The organism is Streptomyces sp. NPDC007205, assembly GCF_040634095.1.
GTDB lineage: Bacteria > Actinomycetota > Actinomycetes > Streptomycetales > Streptomycetaceae > Streptomyces.
In genome coordinates, this window is record NZ_JBEYEW010000027.1 from 69,995 (window position 1) to 89,040 (window position 19,046).

Annotated in this window: 18 protein-coding genes; 7 read left to right on the forward strand and 11 right to left on the reverse strand. The window is 70.3% G+C overall.

The annotated features are described in order from the left end of the window. Positions 1-411 precede the first annotated feature (411 nt). From ABZ624_RS32035 to ABZ624_RS32045, 3 genes are all read left to right on the forward strand, one after another. Positions 412-561, forward strand: a complete 150-nt coding sequence (locus tag ABZ624_RS32035; RefSeq protein ID WP_360096798.1) for a hypothetical protein — start codon at positions 412-414, stop codon at positions 559-561. 98 nt (positions 562-659) lie between these two features. Continuing rightward, on the forward strand, positions 660-878 hold the full coding sequence (locus ABZ624_RS32040) for a hypothetical protein (protein ID WP_360096801.1): 219 nt from the start codon (positions 660-662) through the stop codon (positions 876-878). Continuing rightward, complete coding sequence (locus tag ABZ624_RS32045; RefSeq protein WP_360096804.1) at positions 812-1,057, forward strand: ATP-binding protein; 246 nt, start codon at positions 812-814, stop codon at positions 1,055-1,057. The genes ABZ624_RS32040 and ABZ624_RS32045 overlap by 67 nt, the downstream gene beginning before the upstream one ends. A 207-nt stretch (positions 1,058-1,264) precedes the next feature. Here ABZ624_RS32045 and ABZ624_RS32050 read toward each other — a convergent pair whose 3' ends face one another. The 7 genes from ABZ624_RS32050 to ABZ624_RS32080 form a co-directional block, all read right to left on the reverse strand. Next, positions 1,265-1,651 carry a DUF4440 domain-containing protein gene (locus tag ABZ624_RS32050; RefSeq protein WP_360096806.1) on the reverse strand — a complete coding sequence of 129 codons (387 nt, stop codon included), beginning with the start codon at positions 1,649-1,651 and terminating at the stop codon, positions 1,265-1,267. A 303-nt stretch (positions 1,652-1,954) separates the two neighbouring features. After that, positions 1,955-2,623: a response regulator transcription factor gene (locus ABZ624_RS32055; protein WP_360096809.1), complete on the reverse strand. Its 669-nt coding sequence runs from the start codon at positions 2,621-2,623 to the stop codon at positions 1,955-1,957. Continuing rightward, positions 2,620-3,918, reverse strand: a complete 1,299-nt coding sequence (locus tag ABZ624_RS32060; protein WP_360096875.1) for a histidine kinase — start codon at positions 3,916-3,918, stop codon at positions 2,620-2,622. The genes ABZ624_RS32055 and ABZ624_RS32060 overlap by 4 nt, the downstream gene beginning before the upstream one ends. A gap of 35 nt (positions 3,919-3,953) precedes the next feature. Further along, the gene (locus tag ABZ624_RS32065; protein ID WP_360096812.1) at positions 3,954-4,814 is read right to left on the reverse strand and encodes an ABC transporter permease; all 861 of its coding nucleotides are present in this window, start codon (positions 4,812-4,814) and stop codon (positions 3,954-3,956) included. Next, entirely contained in the window at positions 4,811-5,749 is a 939-nt protein-coding gene (locus ABZ624_RS32070) for an ATP-binding cassette domain-containing protein (protein WP_360096815.1), read from the reverse strand. The genes ABZ624_RS32065 and ABZ624_RS32070 overlap by 4 nt, the downstream gene beginning before the upstream one ends. 716 nt (positions 5,750-6,465) lie before the next feature. Continuing rightward, positions 6,466-8,139 (reverse strand): alkaline phosphatase family protein, encoded by a 1,674-nt coding sequence (locus ABZ624_RS32075; protein WP_360096818.1) that lies wholly within the window; start codon positions 8,137-8,139, stop codon positions 6,466-6,468. A gap of 495 nt (positions 8,140-8,634) precedes the next feature. Continuing rightward, positions 8,635-9,840, reverse strand: coding sequence for an FAD/NAD(P)-binding oxidoreductase (locus ABZ624_RS32080; RefSeq protein WP_360096821.1), 1,206 nt, complete (start codon positions 9,838-9,840; stop codon positions 8,635-8,637). A gap of 181 nt (positions 9,841-10,021) precedes the next feature. On the opposite strand from ABZ624_RS32080, the gene ABZ624_RS32085 reads away from it, so the two are divergent. The 4 genes from ABZ624_RS32085 to ABZ624_RS32100 all read left to right on the forward strand — a co-directional run bounded on the left by ABZ624_RS32085 (position 10,022) and on the right by ABZ624_RS32100 (position 13,607). Next, entirely contained in the window at positions 10,022-10,861 is an 840-nt protein-coding gene (locus ABZ624_RS32085; RefSeq protein ID WP_360096824.1) for a GntR family transcriptional regulator, read from the forward strand. A 96-nt stretch (positions 10,862-10,957) separates the two neighbouring features. Then, positions 10,958-12,319 carry an MBL fold metallo-hydrolase gene (locus ABZ624_RS32090; protein WP_360096827.1) on the forward strand — a complete coding sequence of 454 codons (1,362 nt, stop codon included), beginning with the start codon at positions 10,958-10,960 and terminating at the stop codon, positions 12,317-12,319. A gap of 158 nt (positions 12,320-12,477) precedes the next feature. After that, positions 12,478-12,864: a rhodanese-like domain-containing protein gene (locus ABZ624_RS32095; protein WP_360096830.1), complete on the forward strand. Its 387-nt coding sequence runs from the start codon at positions 12,478-12,480 to the stop codon at positions 12,862-12,864. Continuing rightward, entirely contained in the window at positions 12,861-13,607 is a 747-nt protein-coding gene (locus tag ABZ624_RS32100; protein ID WP_360096833.1) for a sulfite exporter TauE/SafE family protein, read from the forward strand. Before ABZ624_RS32095 ends, ABZ624_RS32100 begins: the two co-directional genes overlap by 4 nt. Positions 13,608-13,823: 216 nt before the next feature. Here the strand turns inward: ABZ624_RS32100 and ABZ624_RS32105 are convergent, their stop codons facing one another. From ABZ624_RS32105 to ABZ624_RS32120, 4 genes are all read right to left on the reverse strand, one after another. Then, positions 13,824-14,471 carry a hypothetical protein gene (locus ABZ624_RS32105; RefSeq protein WP_360096878.1) on the reverse strand — a complete coding sequence of 216 codons (648 nt, stop codon included), beginning with the start codon at positions 14,469-14,471 and terminating at the stop codon, positions 13,824-13,826. 814 nt (positions 14,472-15,285) lie between these two features. Beyond that, entirely contained in the window at positions 15,286-16,725 is a 1,440-nt protein-coding gene (locus tag ABZ624_RS32110) for a DHA2 family efflux MFS transporter permease subunit (protein ID WP_360096881.1), read from the reverse strand. A gap of 160 nt (positions 16,726-16,885) precedes the next feature. After that, positions 16,886-17,428 carry a helix-turn-helix domain-containing protein gene (locus ABZ624_RS32115; RefSeq protein WP_360096836.1) on the reverse strand — a complete coding sequence of 181 codons (543 nt, stop codon included), beginning with the start codon at positions 17,426-17,428 and terminating at the stop codon, positions 16,886-16,888. 255 nt (positions 17,429-17,683) lie between these two features. Then, positions 17,684-19,042: a hypothetical protein gene (locus ABZ624_RS32120; protein ID WP_360096839.1), complete on the reverse strand. Its 1,359-nt coding sequence runs from the start codon at positions 19,040-19,042 to the stop codon at positions 17,684-17,686. Positions 19,043-19,046: the final 4 nt, after the last annotated feature.

The following is a 19,046-nucleotide window of genomic DNA, read 5'->3' on the forward strand; positions in this document are numbered from 1 at the left end:
TGCCGACTGAGTAAGTGCGTGTGGGTGAGCATGCGCATCTGCTGGTCAGGGCCCTGGCGCACGCGGGGAAGTAGCGGGGGTGCTGGCAGAGAGCGAGGACTTCCCGCACTTGGTCCAGGCCCTGGATGCGTGGTACGCAAGCTGGAGTCCTTCTCCGACCGGCCGCCTTGCATGTCGAAGGTCCACCGCCCGCCGTCAGAGGCCGCGCTGGCCGAAGCTGAGCGGCTGCGCGGCACCGCACCGCCGGGTCTGATGCCGAGCGGGTCGTGGTCGACCTGTCCCACGATGCCGCCGTGGCCGAGGGGCTGCGGTCCGTTCCTCCGCCGCAGGAGGAGGAGAACGAGGAGTGAGTACGACGCCGCCGAAGCCCTCCGTCGGGTCCTTGACCAGGCCGGTTCCGAACGGCTGTCTTTGACCGCCGCTCTGGAGCGTCTGCTGGAGATCGAGCTGGAGGCCACCGAGCACTGCCGGCTCGCGTCCGGCGAGCGGTTCGCCTGCCTGCCCGAGCCGTGGGCCCTCAACGACTTCGATTTCGCTGCCCAGCCCGGCGTCGACGAATAACTCATCCGCGACCTGGCCACCCTGCGCTTCCTCGACGACGCCTCCAACGTCCTGTTGCTCGTTCGTCGTTCGTCGCCCCGCCCGGCGTCGGCAGGACCATGCTCGCGGTCGTGCTCGGCCGGGCCGCGGTCGACGGCGGCCGCCGCGTCTACTTCACCACCGCCGCCGAACTCGCCGCCCAGTGCCACAAGGCCGCCCTCGAAGGCCGCTGGAAGACCTGCATGTGGTTCTTCGATGGTCCCAAGCTTTTTTGGTCACCGACGAGCTGGGGTATCTGCCGCTGCCCGAGGACGGGGCCTCCGCACTGTTCCAGGTGATCAACCAGCGGTATCTGAAGTCCTCCACGATCCTCACCGCGAACGTCGCCGCGGCGGTGCTCGACCGGCTCCTGCACCGGGCCGCGGTCGTCGGCATCCACGGCCACTCCCACCCGGCTGCGCAACCACCAGAACCAGGCCAGACCCTCCGGAATGGAGTGAACGCCCGTGTCTCCTGACGGTGCAAGGGCCAGTTCATTCCACACCCGAGGCAGACCTACTGCTCGCCCCGTTGCACATCCGCCTTCCACCGCAGGCCGTCGATCGAGCCCCAGCCCCACACCTGCCCAGTCTGCAAAAAAGGGTCCGTCCGGCCCGCGATGCCTGGCGGACCCGACGTGACTCCGCTCCGCAGACCCCCTCATCGGACCCGCTCGCGACTGCGGCTAGTCCACGCCGGGGGGCACGCGCGTGGCCTGGTGGTAGTACATCCGCCAGCCCACGGCTCCGTCTCCCTTGCGCCAGATCGAACTGTGCCTGGTCCTGCGCTCGCCAAGCATGGTCTCGAACGTCAGGTGCACCAGACCCGGCGCGAGCAGCACCCCCGAGATCTCCCAAGGCTCATAGCGGGCACCATCCACCGAACTGCCCGGATGATCGGGCAGTTCGGCGAGCATGGCCTCATACGTCCATCGCCGCCCCGACCCGCCGACCTCCACGAACTGCGGATCGAGGAGCCGCGCGGCGCGTTCCCGCGAGGCGCGGACACGCGGATCCATGAGCTGCAACTCGCCCGCGATCGCCTGGTTCACATCGTCTGTTGCATCGTCCATGGATAAACCTCACCAAGCCCACCGGCTCCACCGCAACTGACCTTGCCACGAAGCCGGGTGCGGCGGTGCCTGCGTGCAGACCATCCACGCCTGTGTCAACACCATCCACACGTACGTGAGCTTCTTCGGTGCCCGCCGCCCCCGGCGGCGCAACCGCTGCACGGCGAAGACCCCACCGGCGGCCACTGCCCGTCAGCAGATGGCCTCGCCCGTCAGCCGACGGCCGAGGCCATGAGGCGCGACCGTCCACCACGGAAAACGCCCGCTCCCCGAAAGGCGCAGGCTCCCCTCCCGCCGGTCCAGTCAGCCTCCTTGAGGCCGGGCCAGGCCGTGGTCGTAGGCGAAGATCACTGCCTGGATGCGGTCGCGGGCGCCGATCTTGGACAGAACGCGGCCGACATGGGTCTTCACCGTGGACTCCGACAGGACGAAACGGCCGGCGATCTCGCCGTTGGTCCAGCCCTTGCCGATGGCGACGAGAATCTCGCGCTCGCGGTCGGTCAGGGAGGCCAGTCGAGGATCCTCGTCGGCGCCGCCGGCGTCGGGCGGCACAAGACGGGCGAACTCGTGCAGGAGGCGGCGGGTGAGCGCGGGGGCGATCACGGCATCTCCGACGGCCACCGCACGGATGCCGGCCAGGAGTTCCTCGGGGCGGGCGTCCTTGAGGAGGAAGCCGCTGGCTCCGGCGCGCAGGGCCGCGTACACGTACTCGTCGATGTCGAAGGTCGTCAGGACGAGGACGCGGGAGCGGTCGCCGGCGGCGACGATCCGGCGGGTGGCCTCGATGCCGTCCATGCCGGGCATGCGTACGTCCATGAGGACGACGTCGGGGCGGAGCTCGGCGGCCTTGCGTACCGCTTCGGCTCCGTGCCCGGCCTCTCCGAGCACCTCCGTCTCGGGCACGGAGTCCAGGAGCATGCGGAAGCCGTACCGCTGGAGCGGCTGGTCGTCCACGATGAGCACGGTGGTCACCGGGCACCGTCCTGGGGGGTGAGGTCGAGGTCGGCGCGTACCGTCCAGCCGGCGCCCGCGGGGCTCGCGCTGACGTGCCCTCCGTAGAGTGCCGCTCGTTCCCGCATACCCACCAGGCCGTGTCCTTCCTCGTTCGCTGTGCGGGGAGGGCCGGCCGGGGCGGGCGGGCCGGAGTCGTGGACGGTGATGGTCAGCCGCGTGTCCTCCACGACGACCGCCAGGTCCGCACGCGCGCCGGCGCCGGCGTGTTTGAGGGTGTTCGTCAGGGCCTCCTGCACGATGCGGTAGACCGTGAGCTGCACCCCGCTGTCGAGGGAGTCGATGTCTCCGGCCGTACGGTAGACGACCTGAAGGCCGGCGGCACGTACTCCCTCGCACAGCGTGTCGATGTCCGTGAGACCGGGCTGCGGGCTCAGCTCGGGCTCGGCCGGCCCAGCGTCCGCCTCGCGCAGTACGCCGAGCACCCGGCGCAGTTCGCCCAGGGCCTGACGGCTGGTGTCTGCGATGAGGTGCAGGGCCTCCTTGCCCCGTTCCGGAGCGGCGCCTGCGGCATACGCTCCCGCGTCGGCGAGGGTGACGATGACGGACAGGTTGTGTCCGACGATGTCGTGCATCTCCCGGGCCACCCGTGCCCGTTCGGCGGCGACGGCGAGTCTGCCGCGCTGGTCGCGTTCGATCTCCAGCCGTGCCGCACGGTCGCGCAGCGCAGCCAGCTGCGCCCGTCGGATGCGGATCACCATGCCGAGCGCGAGAGCCGCGGTCGCCGTGCTGAGCAGGAAGAACAGTGCGTCCCAGACCGGCACCGCCGCCGACACCCGCGCCGCGACCAGGCCCAGCGCGCCCGCCGTGACCGCACCGGCCCACGGCAGCTGCCGTAGCCGCCCGTGCAGGGTCAGGCTGTAGAGAGCGACGAAGAGGGCGACGTCCGCGCGGAGCGCGGCGCCGAGCGACCACTGGAGGACGAACACGGCCGTGACGGCGCCGAAGGCGGCGGCGGGCGCCCGGCGTCGCCACAGCAGCGGCAGCACCAGCCCGGCCTGCAGGGCCAGCATGCCCGCCACGGGCAACCGGGTGAACGCCAGACGGAAGCGGCGCCGGCCGTCACCGTCGCCGTCCCCGCCGATCACGCCGACCGCGTGCAGCAGGTCCGGCAGACAGAACAGCAGGAAGACCAGGATCACCACCGCGGTGTCCAGCACCCACGGACGGGCCCGGTCGGCGTGCCGGAGCCGCTGGCCGGCCCGGCCGAGCCGGGCGACCAGCGGCCCCATCCCGCTGAGATCTTCGGTGGTCAGGGAAGTCACCCACCCATGATGCGGGAGGCCGCCACTCAGACGTCGCTGCGCAGCAGCCGGTACGCCGCTCCGGCCAGCGCCAGGGCCGTCCAGCCGAGGAAGACCAGGAGCCCGGCACCCGGCGACAGAGTGGTCGAGTCATGGGTCAGGGCGAAGATCGACTCGCCCGCGTGGCTGGGGAGGTAGGGGTCGATGTCACCCTGCCAGGAGCTGGGCAACAGGGAGACCAGTCCGGGTACGAGCATGAGCGCGGCGACGAGCACCGAGATACCGCCGGCCACGGACCGCAGCAGCGCGCCCAGCGCGGTGCCTATCACGCCGACCAGGCCCAGGTAGAGCCCGGCGCCCAGGAGGCTGCGGACGACGCCGGCGTGGCCGAGGCCCATGGCGGCGGGCGTGCCGGAGACGATCTGGCTGCCGACGAGGAAGGCGACGAACGCGCCGACGGTGGCGATCACCAGCGCGACCAGCCCGTACACCGCCGCCTTGGACCACAGCACGGGCAGCCGGCGCGGCACCGCGGCCAGCGTCGAGCGGATCATGCCGGTGGAGTACTCGCCCGCCGTGACCAGTACGCCGAGCACACCGAGGGCGAGCTGCGCGAAGTTCGTGCCGAAGAGGGACAGGCTCGCGGCCGTCGCGGTGGCGAAGTCGCGGTCCATGTGCCGGCCGGAGTCGAGATTCGACTTGTAGTGGCTCGCGGCGATGACACCGAAGGCCACGAGGAACAGCAGGCCCAGGCCGAGGGTGATCCAGGTGGAGCGCAGGGACCAGAGCTTGGCCCACTCCGAGGACAGCACGCGCCGTCCGGTCACCCGGTAGGAGGGCCGGGCGGGAGCGGCCGGAGTGGTCTCGGGGGTCTCGGGGGTCTCGGGGTTTGCCGTGAGGGTGCTCATGCCGCGCTCCCGGAGGTCTCGGTGCCGGTCGTGGAGCCGTGGTACTCCACGGCGTCCCTGGTCAGTTCCATGAATGCCTCCTCCAGCGACACCGCCTTCGTGGTCAGCTCGAACAAGGGGATCCCGTGCTCGGCCGCCTTCAGCCCGATCTCGCGAGCAGACGCCCCGGTCACCTGCAGCTTCTCCGAACCGATACGGCCGGTGACCTCCACACCCGGCCCGGCCAGCACGTCCCGCAGCCGCGCGGGGTTGTCCGTCGCCACCGTCACCGTGTCGCCGCCCGCCTCGCGGACCAGGTCCTGCACGGTCGTGTCGGCCAGCAGACGCCCCCGCCCCACGATGATCAGGTGATCCGCGACCAGCGCCACTTCACTCATCAGATGCGAAGAGACGAACACGGTGCGCCCGTCGTCAGCGAGACGGGTGAGCAGGTTCCGGATCCAGAGGACACCCTCGGGGTCCAGCCCGTTGACGGGCTCGTCCAGCATCACCGTCTGCGGATCGCCGAGCAGGGCCGCCGCGATGCCGAGCCGCTGCCCCATGCCGAGGGAGAAGGCACCGGCCCGCTTCTTCGCGACGCTGCCGAGACCGGCGAGTTCGATGACCTCGTCGACCCGGCGGCGCGGAATGCCGTGGGTAAGTGCAAGCGCCCGGAGGTGGTTGTAGGCCGAGCGGCCCGGGTGGATGGACTTCGCCTCCAGCAGAGCCCCCACTTCCTGCAGGGGCGCCTGGTGGCGGGCATAGCGCTGTCCGTTCACCGTGACCGATCCACTGGTCGGCGCGTCCAGCCCGACGATCATGCGCATCGTCGTGGACTTGCCCGCACCATTGGGCCCCAGGAAGCCGGTCACCGTGCCCGGCTTCACGGTGAAGTCCAGGCCGTCGACGGCTGTCTTCTCCCCGTACCTCTTGGTGAGCTGCTGTGCCTCGATCATTCGCGTTCTCTCTCTCGGACTTCGGCGCCCGAAACGCCCGACGCCTCATGTCTGACGCTAGGTCCGCGATCTGCCGGATCCGGTGGTACCGGGGGCTGAACCATGGCGTGCGGGTAGTACTGGAGTACTACAGCGCCGGTGGCGAGGGCATGACCGAGGAGACGGCGGAGTGCGCGGGTGCAATGCGAAGCGCCGGCACGAGCCCGCAGCCATAAGCTCCGCACCTCAGCGGGCGGTCGATCCCTTGGGAGTACTCCGGTGCGCTGGGGCTCAGGTCGGCCTCTGCCCAGATGTTCTGCCCCGCGAGCGAGGCTCTGCCCCTGTGCTGTCCGCGTTGTCATATCGCAACTCAGCATGGCTGGTCACGCCTGCACCACGCTGTCAGCAGCAGTTTCACTGCCCTGGCGTCCGGCAGCCGTCAGCACCACGACGGCCATCGTTGCCCACGCCCATCCCCTTGCCGCTGACAGCCTGCGGCCGATCCGCGAGTCCCTCCCTGTGCGTGACTGTGTCGAGGACAGGGGATGGTTGATGAGTGACACGGAGTCGCGCCGAGTGGGAGGGCCGGCCTCGCCGGGCAGGAAGCCAGTGCAGACAAGGCCGCACATGCCGGGGCCGGCGTGGACGTGCCGGCCCCGGCGGCGCAGACGGTTGGTGCGGCACGGCCGTTGACACGGGAGCGCAGGGAACGGCTCCCCAGCCCGCGGACCGTGAGGTCAGCGCGCGGGCAGTGCGGGGGTGTGCTCGGCGCGTACGGCGTCCAGGGCCCGCGGGTCGAGGCCGAGGAGCCGCAGGATGGTCGGGGCGATCTGGGTGGTCTCGACCGGGGCGGCGACCCGGACGTCGTGCGGGGTCAGGGCGCCGGAGACGACGAGCGGGACGTCGAGGTCGTCGGCGTGGGCGCCTCCGTGCTCGGCGATCTTGCCCTTGCCGCCGGTGTAGACGACGCCGTAGCGAGTGATGCCGAACAGGTCGGGCACGCGGGAGTCACCCGGCTTCACATGGAAGTAGCGGGCGGCGTCCGCGCCCGCGTACAGGGTCTTCAGACCGCTTGCCGTGAAGGGCTTGGTGCTGCCGTCGATGCCGGTGCCGGTGCCGGACCGGGCGAGCAGGTACGCCTTGGCGAAGTCGGTGGCGGCCTTCGATCGGTCGGTGAGCCAGATCAGCATGGCGTCGTCGTCCACGGCGTGCGCGACCAGGTCGCCGGAGCCCGGGTGGGCCTTCCTCCACGCGGTGTTGAGGCCGTCCAGGAGGGGGCTGTCGTCGATGCGGGTGAGCGCCTTGGGATCGGTCGGCGACTGGCCGTGCTTGGCGGACAGGACGACCGTGGTGCTGCCGTCCAGGTGTCGCTTGCGGAGCTCGGTGACGAACGCGCCGACCTCCTTGTCGACGAAGGCGAGGTTCTTCTCCAGCAGCGCGCCGGGCACGCCCCGTGCCTGGTAGCCGCCGGCCAGTCCGTCGGAGGCGGGCAGCTTCTGCGCGGTCGACACGGACTGGAAGTTCATGCCGAACACCGCCGGGGTGCCGACCTTGTGGGTGCCGCTGTGGTCGTAGCCGTCGATCTCGTTGAGCACGGCCTGCACCTTGTAGCCGTCGTACTGCTCCGTCGCCGCGTTGTCCTTGGTCCAGTCCTCGCCCGAGGGGTAGCCGATGGCGGTGCTGTTGATCTCGGGGGCGAACAGGTCCTGGATGCCGTTGCCCGAGGGGCCGTTGAGGATGTCGTACGCGACGTGCTTGTCGGACCACGCGGTCCGCAGCCCGGCCCTGCGAGCCACGTTGAAGACCGTGTTCACCCGCAGGTACGCGTGCGGGGAGACCGGCGCGCAGGACTTCGGGTCGATCGGCAGCTTCGTCGGGTCGATGAGGCTTGCGGCGTGGGGGGTCATCTTCAGGATGCTGCCGGGCAGTCCGGTCAGGCCCTGGCCCGCGTCGATGGAGTCCTTGTTCTTGTCGAGGTCCTCGGTGAGGTCGACTTCGGCGCCCAGCCTGTCACCCGCGCACTTGGTGGTACCGGCGGGGAGCAGGGCGGCGTCGTAGCCATCGTCGTAGTAGACGCCCGTGGTGCCCGGGTTGCCGCCGGTGAGCTGGCCGACGATGCCGGGGAACGAGTCGGAGGGGACGGTGGTTCTCGCGTGCGTGTACTCCTCGCCGCTGTCGGCGAGCCGGGCGAGCGCCGAATGCGGATGGCGGGCGATGTACCAGGCCAGGTCGGACTGGTGCAGGCCGTCGACCGACAGCAGCAGGACATGCCGGGCGGCCGGGTGTCCGGGCAGGTGCGCCGAGGCGGGCTCGATGGTCGTGGCGGTGAACGCGCCGGCAGCGGCGAGCGCAGCGGCTGCCGCGGTGACCATACGGGCCGGACGGGCCGGACGGTCCGAACGTCGGAACAAGGGTTCTCCTCAGGCAGTACGGGCGGGGGGCGGCATCCGGTCTGTGTGAGGACATCCGAAGGGCAGAACATGTACGGAAGCGGACGTGCGCGCCGTGTCCTGACCAAGAAACCCAACGGGATACGCAAAGCCGCGTTCCAGGTAATCGCAGCCTTCCGCGAACCACGGCCCGCTGTATCCGTCTGCAGCCCTCACCCCGCGTGAGCCGACGGCGTCACCGGCCGCGCCGAGCCGGCGGATCGCGGGCTGCGTCCCCGCCGGTCGGCGACGCCACCGTGACCGTCACGGCCAACAGCGGCCCGAGCGTGTCCCCATGATGTGCCGCGTGTTCCCGTTCGCCTTCGTCGTGGATGATTCCGGCAGTTCGTGTCCGTGGACGGCATAGCCCTGAAGATCACCTGCCGCGTGGTGCAGGACGAGGCCACCCGGCCCTGGCTCGTCCGCGTACCGGAACCGTCATCGTCCATGACCGGAGCGGACGCCCGCGGCCTGAGGTCAGGCGCGTCCGCGGAGCATGAGGTTCCAGTAGAGGAACGGCAGCCCGTAGCGCTTGAGGTACCACATGTCCCGGCGTTCACGGGTGGTGTCGAGGACGGGAAAGGTGGGGCGGTGCCGCAGGCTGTAGTCGAACTCGGCCAGCAGCATGTGGTGCCGTGAGGTGGTGATGGGGCAGGAGGAGTATCCGTCGTACGACGCGGGCAGCGACTCGGCGCCTGCCAGGCTGGCGGCGACATTGCGGGCGACGACGGGGGCCTGCTTGCGGACTGCGGCCCCGGTCTTGGAGTTGGGCGATGATCCGGCGTCGCCGAGCGCGAAGATCTCGGGATGGCGCGCATGGCGCATGCTGTGCTTGTCGATCTCTACGTAGCCTGCCGGGTTCGCCGGGTCGGCCAGTTCGGTCACCTTGAGCCAGCCGGGCGCCGACTGGGGCGGGACCAGGTGCATCATGTCGAACCGGATAGAGTCCTTGGTCTTGGACTCGTGGTTGATCACCATGGCGTCGCGGCCGTCCGGATCCACTTCGACCAGCTCGCTGTTGGTGTGCACCTCGATGCCGTAGCGGGCCGCGATCCGTTCGAGTTCGGTGGCGAACACGGGAACCCCGAACATGCCGGGTGTCGGCAGCACGAGGACCACCCGTATGTCCTTCAGTACGCCCTGCTCGCGCCAGTAGTCCGCCGCGAGATAGGCGATCTTCTGGGGCGCCCCGCCGCACTTGATCGGCCCCGATGGCATGGTGAACACGGCCGTGCCCGAGCGCATCGAGCGGATCAGGTCCCAGGTCTTGGGGGCCAGTTCGTAGGAGTAGTTGCTGGAGGTGTGCGGCGCGGCGACCGCCTGCGCCATACCGGGCACCGCGTCCCAGTCGAGCTGGATGCCCGGGCAGACGACGAGCCTGTCGTAGCCGATGGTCCGTCCGTCGGCCAGGCCGACCGTCCGTTCCTTGGGAGTCACCGTCTCCACGCGGCTGCGGATCCAGGCGACGCCCTTCGGCATCACGGACTGCTGGGTACGGGCGCTTTCCGCCGCTCGGGCACGCCCGCCGCCGACCAGGGTCCACAGCGGTTGGTAGTAGTGCGTGGTGGAGGGCTCGACGAGCCCGATGTCGCGGATGCCCTGGCGCATCAGACGGGCCGCGACGCTGACACCGGCGCTTCCTCCGCCAACGATGAGGACCTTGTGGTGCGCGTCAGTGGTCATACCCGTTTCTCCGTCCGGTTCGAGGGAGCCATGCCGGTGGCAGGCGGGCCGTGCGAGCCAGCGCGATCCATGACGGTGCGGTGTGAGGATCACGTGCGGGCGGGTGATTCCCCTGCCTTGCCCGGTCCCGCTAATGTACGTACATTAGCTTTTCAAATGTACGTACACAAGGATGGGCATCGTGAGTGAGGAACCCACTCCCGCGGGTGGCCGGGGCGCGCGTTCCCAGGCCGGCCGGGGCGGGACCCCGCTGTGGCGTCATGTGCGTGACGACCTTCGGCTCCGGCTGGAGCAGGGCGAGTTCGTCGACTCCTTCCCCGGCGAGATGGAGCTGGCCAAGCGGTACGAGGTCAGTCGGCACACCATCCGCGCGGCGCTGCGGGAGCTGCGCGAGCAAGGGCTGGTCACCGCGGCCAAGGGACGCCGACCGCGACCGGCGGGCGCGGCGGTCATAGAACAGCCCGTCGGCGCCCTCTACAGCCTGTTCGCCTCCGTCGAGGCGGCCGGACTCGAACAGCGCAGCATCGTGCGCAATCTCGACATCCGCGCCGACGCGCATGTGGCGGTGCGCCTGGGCATGGAGGAGTCGACGCCCCTGCTGTACCTGGAGCGCATCCGCCTGGCCGACGGCGAGCCGCTGGCCCACGACAAGGTGTGGATGCTGGCGTCGGACGCCCGCGCCCTGCTGGACACCGACTTCAGCCACACCGCGCTCTACGACGAACTCGCCGAACGCTGTGGCATCCGTTTGGCCGGCGGCGAGGAACACATCAAGGCCGTCACCCCCACGGCCGCCGAACAAAAGCTGCTCGGCCTGCCCGAGGGAGTGGCGGCGTTCTCCATCGAACGACTCGGCCGTACGCACGGCCGCAGCGTCGAATGGCGCACGACCCTCATCCGCGGCGACCGGTTCAGCGTCGTCGCCCGTTTCGATGCCCGCGCCGGATACCGCCTCGATCCCGCCGGGGCCCCCTTCACCCGTCCGCGCCGCAGCGTACGCGGACTCACACCGGCACACTGAACGCCCCCTGCGCCGACCGCACTTGCACGAGACAGCCGTCAACGCTCACGCCCCGCAGGCCCGCGCGCCCGCGGGGCGCCGAAAGGAGCGCATGCAATGTTCTTCGTCGACACGATCGAGATAGCCGGACTCGGCAACCGCAGCTACCTCGCGGGCGGCGAGCGCACGGCCGTGGTCGTCGACCCGCCGCGTGACATCGACCAGATGCTGGAAGCGGCGGCACGCCGGGGTGTCCGGATCTCGCACGTCGTCGAGACCCACATCCACAACGACTACGTCACCGGCGGCCTGGATCTCGCCCGCCTCACCGGCGCGGCCTACCTCGTGCCGGCCGGAGCCGCGGTGTCCTTCGAGCGTGTCCCCGTGCACGACGGCGACCGCACGCTCATTGACACGGATCTGGCCCTGAGGGCGCTGGCGACGCCGGGGCACACGCCGCACCACACCGCCTACGCGCTGGAGCAGCACGGCACGGTGCTCGCGGTGTTCACCGGAGGATCGCTACTGATCGGCACGGTGGGCCGGCCCGACCTGGTCGAGCCTCGCCTGACCGAGGATCTGGCCCGGGCCCAGCACGCCTCCGCACACCGACTCGCCGCAGAACTGCCCGACACCGCCACTGTGTTGCCCACGCACGGCTTCGGCAGCTTCTGCTCCGCCGGCCAGAGTGCGGGCAGCGAGACCACCATCGGCAAGGAGAGGGCGTCCAATGAAGCCCTCACCCAGGACGTCGACACCTTCGTCACCCGCCTCCTGGCCGGCCTGGACGACTTCCCCGCCTACTACACCCACATGGGCCCCGTGAACACCGCCGGGCCCGCCCCTGTCGACCTGACCGCCCCGGCAGTCGCCGACGCCGAGGAGATCGCGGCGCGCCTGGCCGCCGGGGAGTGGGTGGTCGACCTGCGCAACCGGATCGCGTTCGCAGAAGGGCACGTCGCAGGCACCTACAACTTCGAGGCCGACGGGCAACTCGCCACCTACCTGGCCTGGTTGATTCCCTGGGGCAAGCCGGTGACCCTGCTCGCGGCGTCGGCCGAGCAACTGGCCTGCGCTCAGCGCGAGTTGGTGCGCGTCGGCATCGACCGCCCAGCCGCCGCGGCCACCGGCGAGCCGGCCGCCTGGACACCCGAGGGCACGGACCTGGCCGCTTTTCCCCGCGCCACGTTCGCCGACCTGGCCGAGTGCCGGCGCGTGGAGGACCCGGTCGTGCTGGACGTCCGGCGCGCCTCCGAGCGGGCCGCCGGGTTCATCCAGGGCTCGGTGCACATCCCGCTGCACGCCCTGCACCGGCGCCTCGAAGACGTGCCGCCGGGTGTCGTGTGGGTGCACTGCGCGGGCGGCATGCGGGCCGCCATCGCCGCCTCGCTGCTGGACGCGGCGGGCCGAGACGTCGTCGCGGTGGATGACTCCTTCACCGCCGCCGAAGCGGCCGGACTCCCGCTCCGTGCCGCCTGATCCCCACCGGGTCGGATCGCCGGCCAGCTCGGATTACCGCACCAGGTCGGATCGCCCGACCAGCTCGGATCGCCCCACCAGCTCGGATCGCCCCACCAGCTCGGATTACCCCTCCAGCTCGGATTACCCCACCACTGCCCACCAGGCGAGGACAGCCCATGAACACGCCCCCGTCCGGCACAGGCCGGATCACCGTAGACGACGCAGCCCAGCGCACCGGGCACACAGCCGACGGCACCGCCCCCCACGACAGCGTGTGGCTCCTGCTGGACGTCCGGGAACACGGCGAATGGCGTGCGGGCCACATACCCGGAGCCCTCCTCCTTCCCCTGTCCCAACTCTCCGAAGGCGTGCCGCTGCCTCCGGAGGCGGAAGGACGCCCCCTGGTGGTCATCTGCCGCTCCGGCAAGCGGTCCCAGCAGGCGGTCGACCTGCTCACGGGCAGCGGCGCCCAGGCGGTGGACGTGATCGGCGGCATGCGCGAATGGGCCCTGGCGAAGCTGCCCGTGGTGGACGCGCAGGGCCTGCCCGGTACCGTCGCGTGACCGCGCTGATCCTCGCTCTGACGGCCGGCGCGGTGATCGGGCTGGCGCTCGGTGCGCTCGGCGGCGGCGGCAGCGTGCTGGCCGTCCCCGCCCTGATCTACCTGCTCGGCTTCACCCCCGTGGCGGCCACCACCGCCGGTCTGGTGATCGTGGCCCTCACCTCGGTAACCGCGCTGAGCGGGCACGCTCGCGACGGGCATGTCCGCTGGGGTGCGGGACTACTCTTCGCCGCGGCCGGAATCGGTCCGGCGATGCTGGGCTCCGCCCTTGCCGCGAACATTCCCGCGGCTGCCCTGCAGGCGGCCTTCGCGCTGGTCGCGGCGGGCGCGGCCCTACGCATGCTGCGGCCCAGGGAGGAAAAAGAGGCCACCCGTACGACCAGGCCCGGGCGTGCGGCAGCAGCCGGCGCGGGACTCGGCGCAGTCACCGGTGTCCTCGGAGTCGGCGGCGGTTTCCTCGCAGTCCCCGCTCTCGTGGGAATACTCGGCCTGCGCATGCGCGGCGCGGTGGGCACAAGCCTGCTCGTCATCACTGTCAACTCGCTCGCCGCGCTCGCACTGCGCGGCGGCGCGATCACCCAACTCGACTGGGCGGTCGTTGCCCCCTTCGCCGGCGCCGCAGTCCTGGGAGCGTGGGACGGCAGGCGCCTCTCGTCGAAGGTGAGAGGGCAAACCCTGCAACAGATCTTCGCCGTAGCGCTGCTGGCAGTGGCCGCCTTCATGCTCATCGACGCCGTGGTCTGAGATACGAACAACATCTCCTCGTCACCCGTGCCGGCGACGACGGCACAGCCGACGGCGCGGAAGAAGATCGGCACCGACACCCCACGCCGCGATCACCGGCTCGTCCGACTGCATGCCAGGTGGCAGTTTCCGGGCCTGGGCCAAGTGATGTCGGCCGTCCGGCTTTCCCGTGGGGATGGTGGTCGCGAGGGGGCTCGGGCGGCCCTGGAGGTGTGGTTAGCGGCCGTGCAGCCAGATCCGCAGCGGACCGACCGGCTCGAAGCCATGGCGGACGGCTGCCGCCAGGTCGTCGCCGTGCTCGTAGCCGACCACCGGCAGGGCGGGGAACAGCCGGTCTACTGCGTCCAGCACGCCCGGCCAGGCCGCGCCAGGGCCGCCGTCCAGCGCGAAGGCATTGGAGATTCCGACCACTTGGTCGCTGCGGCTGGCCACCGCGCCGGCGACCACGCGGCCGTCGGCGGACTGTCCGGCGAGCACGAAGGTGGCGGGGTCGTCGAGTAGTTCGGGCCCGAAGAGGTCCGCGTTGCCGTCCCCGTCGTCCCAGGCGAGCGCCCAAGCACGCAGCGTGTCCGGGTCGTCCACCACGGCCCAGACGAGATCCGACGCGGTGACGGGTGCACCCGCCGGGCGGTGGATCCACTGCGCCTCGAACAGCACCTGGAAGCCGGCCTCCGTCAGGTCGAGGTCGGCGAAACTGTCCTTGACGGAGGCGCCCGGTGCGGTGGTGTCGATCCGGGCCGCCAGCGCGGTCCGGTCGGCGCCCGGCACCAGCGTCACCGCATCGGGGTAGTAAAGCGGCGTGCGAGACGGAGCAGTCCAAGTCTGGGCCCCGAACTCGCCTGTGAGGCCGTGCGATCGGCTCATCGCTGCGCACCACTCGGCGTTGTTGCGGGCGGCTGCCCGGACCAGGAACTGCTTCTGATTCAGAGTTGTCACAAGTGCGGATCATGACGTCTCCGGCCCGGCTCGTCTAACGGTTTTCCGCTCACTGCGAGAGGGACGCGCCGTCCCAAAGCCCTTCAGCCGGCCTCGGCGTGAGGCTGTGCTGCTCGTCTCCGCGGAGCCAGTGGTGGTGCCGGTGGCAGACGCCTTCACGGTGAGGGGTACTGCGGAGGACGAGACCGCGGACGTGGCGGCGGGTCGTGCAGAGGCGGCAGGCCGGGCGGCGCCGCGGCTCGATGCCCTCCTCGGTGGCGGACAGCGGTAGCCGTGGTGGCAGCCGAGGGTGTCGGTGACGCGGGGCCGGCATCTCCAGGACGTGCTGACGGTCGCCGCAGACCGGTCAGCAGTGGTGGGAAGCCGAGGGTCTTGGTCAAGTCGGCGAGAGGGCGCGGACGCAGAGGCTGGCCGGCGTGTCGGCCGGGGAAGTGCGGTCTCGCCTCTCTCGTGACTGCCGCAGTGAATGCGTACACCTCGCTCCCAGCGTGATCTCGGGCTGGGAGCGATCATGCGCGGCCATCGCCGGGGGTGCCGATCGGGGGGATGTCCGCTCTGCCGTGGTGAATCCGGAGTCTACTGCGGCTGCCCGACGAGCCGTCATAGCGTGCTGGGCTGCGGGCTCTTGGCTCAGCGGCGCGCGTTTCGCCTGTATGCCGGTCGGCCCCCTGCAGGGCCCCGCCGCGAAGGACGGGGCCGCGCAAGGGGCGCGTCAGCGGTTTGTGTCAGCGGGGCGCGGTGCTCAGGACCCGGCAGTCTCCAGGACCGGCGTCTGGTCCGCGGCGCCCGCGCTCTCGGGGATGCGGCGCCGGGCCGGGATCAGCAGGGCCGCCACACCGGCGAGTGCCACCATTGCGGAGCCGAGCACGAGAGCGGGGTGCAGGCCGTCGACGAACCTCTGCGCGGTCTCGTAGCCGCCCTGGGCGGAGAAGACCGACGACATGATGGCGATGCCGAGGGCTCCGCCCACCTGGCGCAGCGCGTTGTTGGCTCCGGAGGCGATGCCCTGTTCCTGCGGGCTGACGCTGGACATGACCAGGTTGGCGGCCGGAGCGAAGTACAGGGCCATGCCGATGCCGCTGATGATCAGCGCGGGCAGCTGGGCGGTGTACGAGGCGTGCGGGGTGGCCACGACCGCCATGTAGCCGAGGCCCACGGCCTGGAGAAACAGGCCTGCGGCCACGACCGGACGGCCGCCGAGACGGTCGGAGAGGATGCCGGCGACGGGGGCGACGAGCATCGGCATACCGGTCCAGGGCAGCAACCGCAGACCCGCCTGGGTCGGCGAGTAGCCGAGAACGCCCTGCATGTACTGGCCGAGCAGGAAGATCGAGCCGAACATGCCCAGGAACATCAGCAGGCTTGCGGCGTTGATCCCGGAGAAGGCGCGGGAGCGGAAGAGCCGCATGGGGAGCATGGGATTCTTGCCCCGAATGCCGTGCACGACGAAGGCGGCGACCAGCACGGTGCCCGCGATCAGGCCGGTCAGCACGAGGGAGTCGGTCCAGCCGTCGGAGGGGGCGCGCACCAGCCCGTACACGATCCCGAAGAGGCCGCCGCTGACGAGGAGGGTGCCGGGGATGTCGAGCGCGGCGCCGTCGCCGTGGGACTCGGCGAGGCGGAGGCGGGCGAGCGGCATGACGGCGAGGCCCAGGGGGACGTTCAGCCAGAAGATCCAGTGCCACGACACATGTTCGGTGAGACTGCCGCCGATGAGGGGACCCGAGGCGACCCCCAGTCCGTTGATGGCACCCCAGACACCGAAGGCCATCCCGCGCTTCTCAGCCGGTACCGCGGTGGTGAGCAGGGTCAGGGTGAGCGGCATCATGACGGCCGCGCCGACACCCTGGACGGCGCGGGCGGCGATCAGGGAGTTGATGCCGGGCGCGAGGGCCGCCGCGGCGGAGGCGGCCGTGAAGACGGCCATGCCGGCGAGGAACAGCCGCCGGCGGCCGAACCGGTCGCCGAGGGCCGCGCCGAACATGAGCAGGACCGCGAAGGTGAGCGTGTATGCGCTCACGATCCACTCCAGGCCGTCCAGCCCTCCTCCGAGGTCCTTGCGGATGGAGGGCAGGGCGGTGGTGACGACCAGGCTGTCGAGGGCCGACATGAATCCGGCGACACCGGTGATCACGAGGGCCCAGGCCACTCCCCCATGGCGTGCTGCCTGCTGCTGTGACATTGCTTCCCCCAGCGGGTGATTCGTGCTCTGCATGCGCTTGCCATTTAGTTATTGCTTACTAACTTTTCGGTCGCGGAAAGGCCCGGACGCCGCGGCACGGTAAGCCGCCGCCCTTGAGCCTTCTCGGCACTCGCTGCCTACATCCCCGGCCGACCGCGGCCTAGCCGAGCCGTACCCCGTCCCAGACCCGGTGTCCGGCCGGGAACCCCATGGCCATGAGGGTGTTGATGAGCATCCCGTACGCCAGGAACCTCGTGGTCTCGTCCACGTCGGCCCCCAGCGGGAGATGCACCGTGTCCCAGAGCTTCATCCAGCCGGCCCGTACGGCCTCACCGAACCGGCTGTCCCCCTCCGCCTCGACGGCCGCCACGGCGATGTACGTCTGCATCTGCATCTGGAGCTTTTCGGGGTGCTCCGTGATCAGTCGCGTATACGCGTTCGCCATGGCACGTACGGCGTCCTCCCCCTCCAGCCCCTTCGCCGCCTCCTCGAACACCTGACAGGTGTCCTCGACGCACCGGAGCGAGGCGGCGGTGAAGATCGCCTTCTTGCCCGGGAAGAGCCGGAAAAGGTACGGCTGCGAGACCCCCACACGCTTGGCGATCGCCTCGGTGGAGGTGCCGTGGTACCCCCTCTGCGCGAACTCGGCGATCGCCGCGCGAATCACGCTCTCACGCCTGTCTTCTGCGCTCATCCTGACCATGCGGGTAAGTTAGTGCTGACTCACTAACTAAGTCAAGACGCCTCGACACAGGTGCGCTCCACCATGGACACCCAGCTCACACGGGAACCCGGAGACGCGTGACTGGCGGCGGGCGACGGTTTGGGGGTCGACCCCTCGGCACGACGGCCGCCAACGCCGACGGCGTCGATCCCGCCTCAACAGATCGACGTCGCCGGCGCAGCCATATCGCACGAGAGCGGCGATGCGGAGCCCATGGGCAGTGACAAGAACCTTCTAGTTCGAGTCCTTGTAGTGGACCCTCCAAATGCTGTTACGGAAGCCCGTCTTCCCGCCGTAGACGTTGTCCTTGTTTCCGGTTTCGCAGTAGAGGTAGAGCTGCTTGTCGTGGCTGTTGACCTCAAGTTCGATGCGGTCGCCGACGCGGATCACTCGCTTGCCGTTACTGGCTGTGATGTCGCCGCTGGCGCTGACGGAGCTGCCGCTGATGGCGCCGCCGGTGAGCGGACCGCTGCCGGCGCTGACGGCGCCGCCCTTGAGCATGCCATTACCGACGTCGACCGAGGTGCCGGAGATGGCCCCGATGGTCAGTGTCCTCCCGCTCGCGGAGATGTTCTTGGCGATCGCGACCGAGTTCCCGCTCGCGGTGATGCTCCCGTTGACCTCCAGGTCGCCGCTCGCGAGCAGCTTCTTGCCGTCCAGCACGGATACCGGGTGGTGGAAGCTCGTCTCGCCCGCGGTACTCGTCGTCAGGTTCCCGTTGGCCGTGAGCTCGCCGAAGACCGTGACCGCGCCGTCGGTTGTCGTGTCGCCGGTCACGTGGAGCCCGGTGAGCTCCGGGTTGGCGACGGTGACGGTCGTGGACAGGGTGCGGGTGGCGCCGCCGATGACGTAGACGAGGTGGAAGGTCGTGTCACGGGCGACCGTTCCCTTCCACTCGAAGTCCTTAACCGGGACCCCGTCCCCGTCCTTCGACGCGGTGAGCGTGTCGGTCTGTCCGTCGACCGGTTTGGCCCCAGCGCCGTACAGCACCTTGTACTCGACGGTGTCCGGGCCGCGCCACACCAGGCGCACGTTGCCGCCCGAGGACACTTCGCACTGCTCGGCGTGGAAGTCGGACACGACCTGCAGGGGGATGGCCGGGGCCGGGAACTTGGTGATCGTGCAGGTGGTGAACCCCGGGCTGTCCGGCCAGTGGCCCTGGTCCGTCGTAGCGGTCTCGCGGATCTCGATCCGGGCCGTGCCCGGCTGCTTGGTGATGCGCAGGTTCGTGAGGGTGATGACGAGGCCGGAGCGGTCCACGGGGGCTTCACCCGAGGCGGCTTTGGGCTTGGCGACGAAGTTGGCGTAGTCCCCGGGCGGGAGCGCGATGTCGGCGCCGGCCTGGATCCGCTCCACGGTCCAGTCGTCGGCGCTGCCGTCGCCCGTGTCGGCGTCGACCAGGTTCTGGGCGAGGTCGCCCTGGGGCAGGGAGAAGAGGATCTCCCGGCAGTGGACGGTGTCGGCGCCGCCGTTGGAGACCACGATGTGCAGGGTGGTGGGCGGCGTGTCGTCACTGGTCGGCGTGTACAGCGGGAACGGGTCGCTGATGACGTCGTAGTCCAGCAGGCAGCGGCCGACGGGCGGTTCGTTCAAGGAA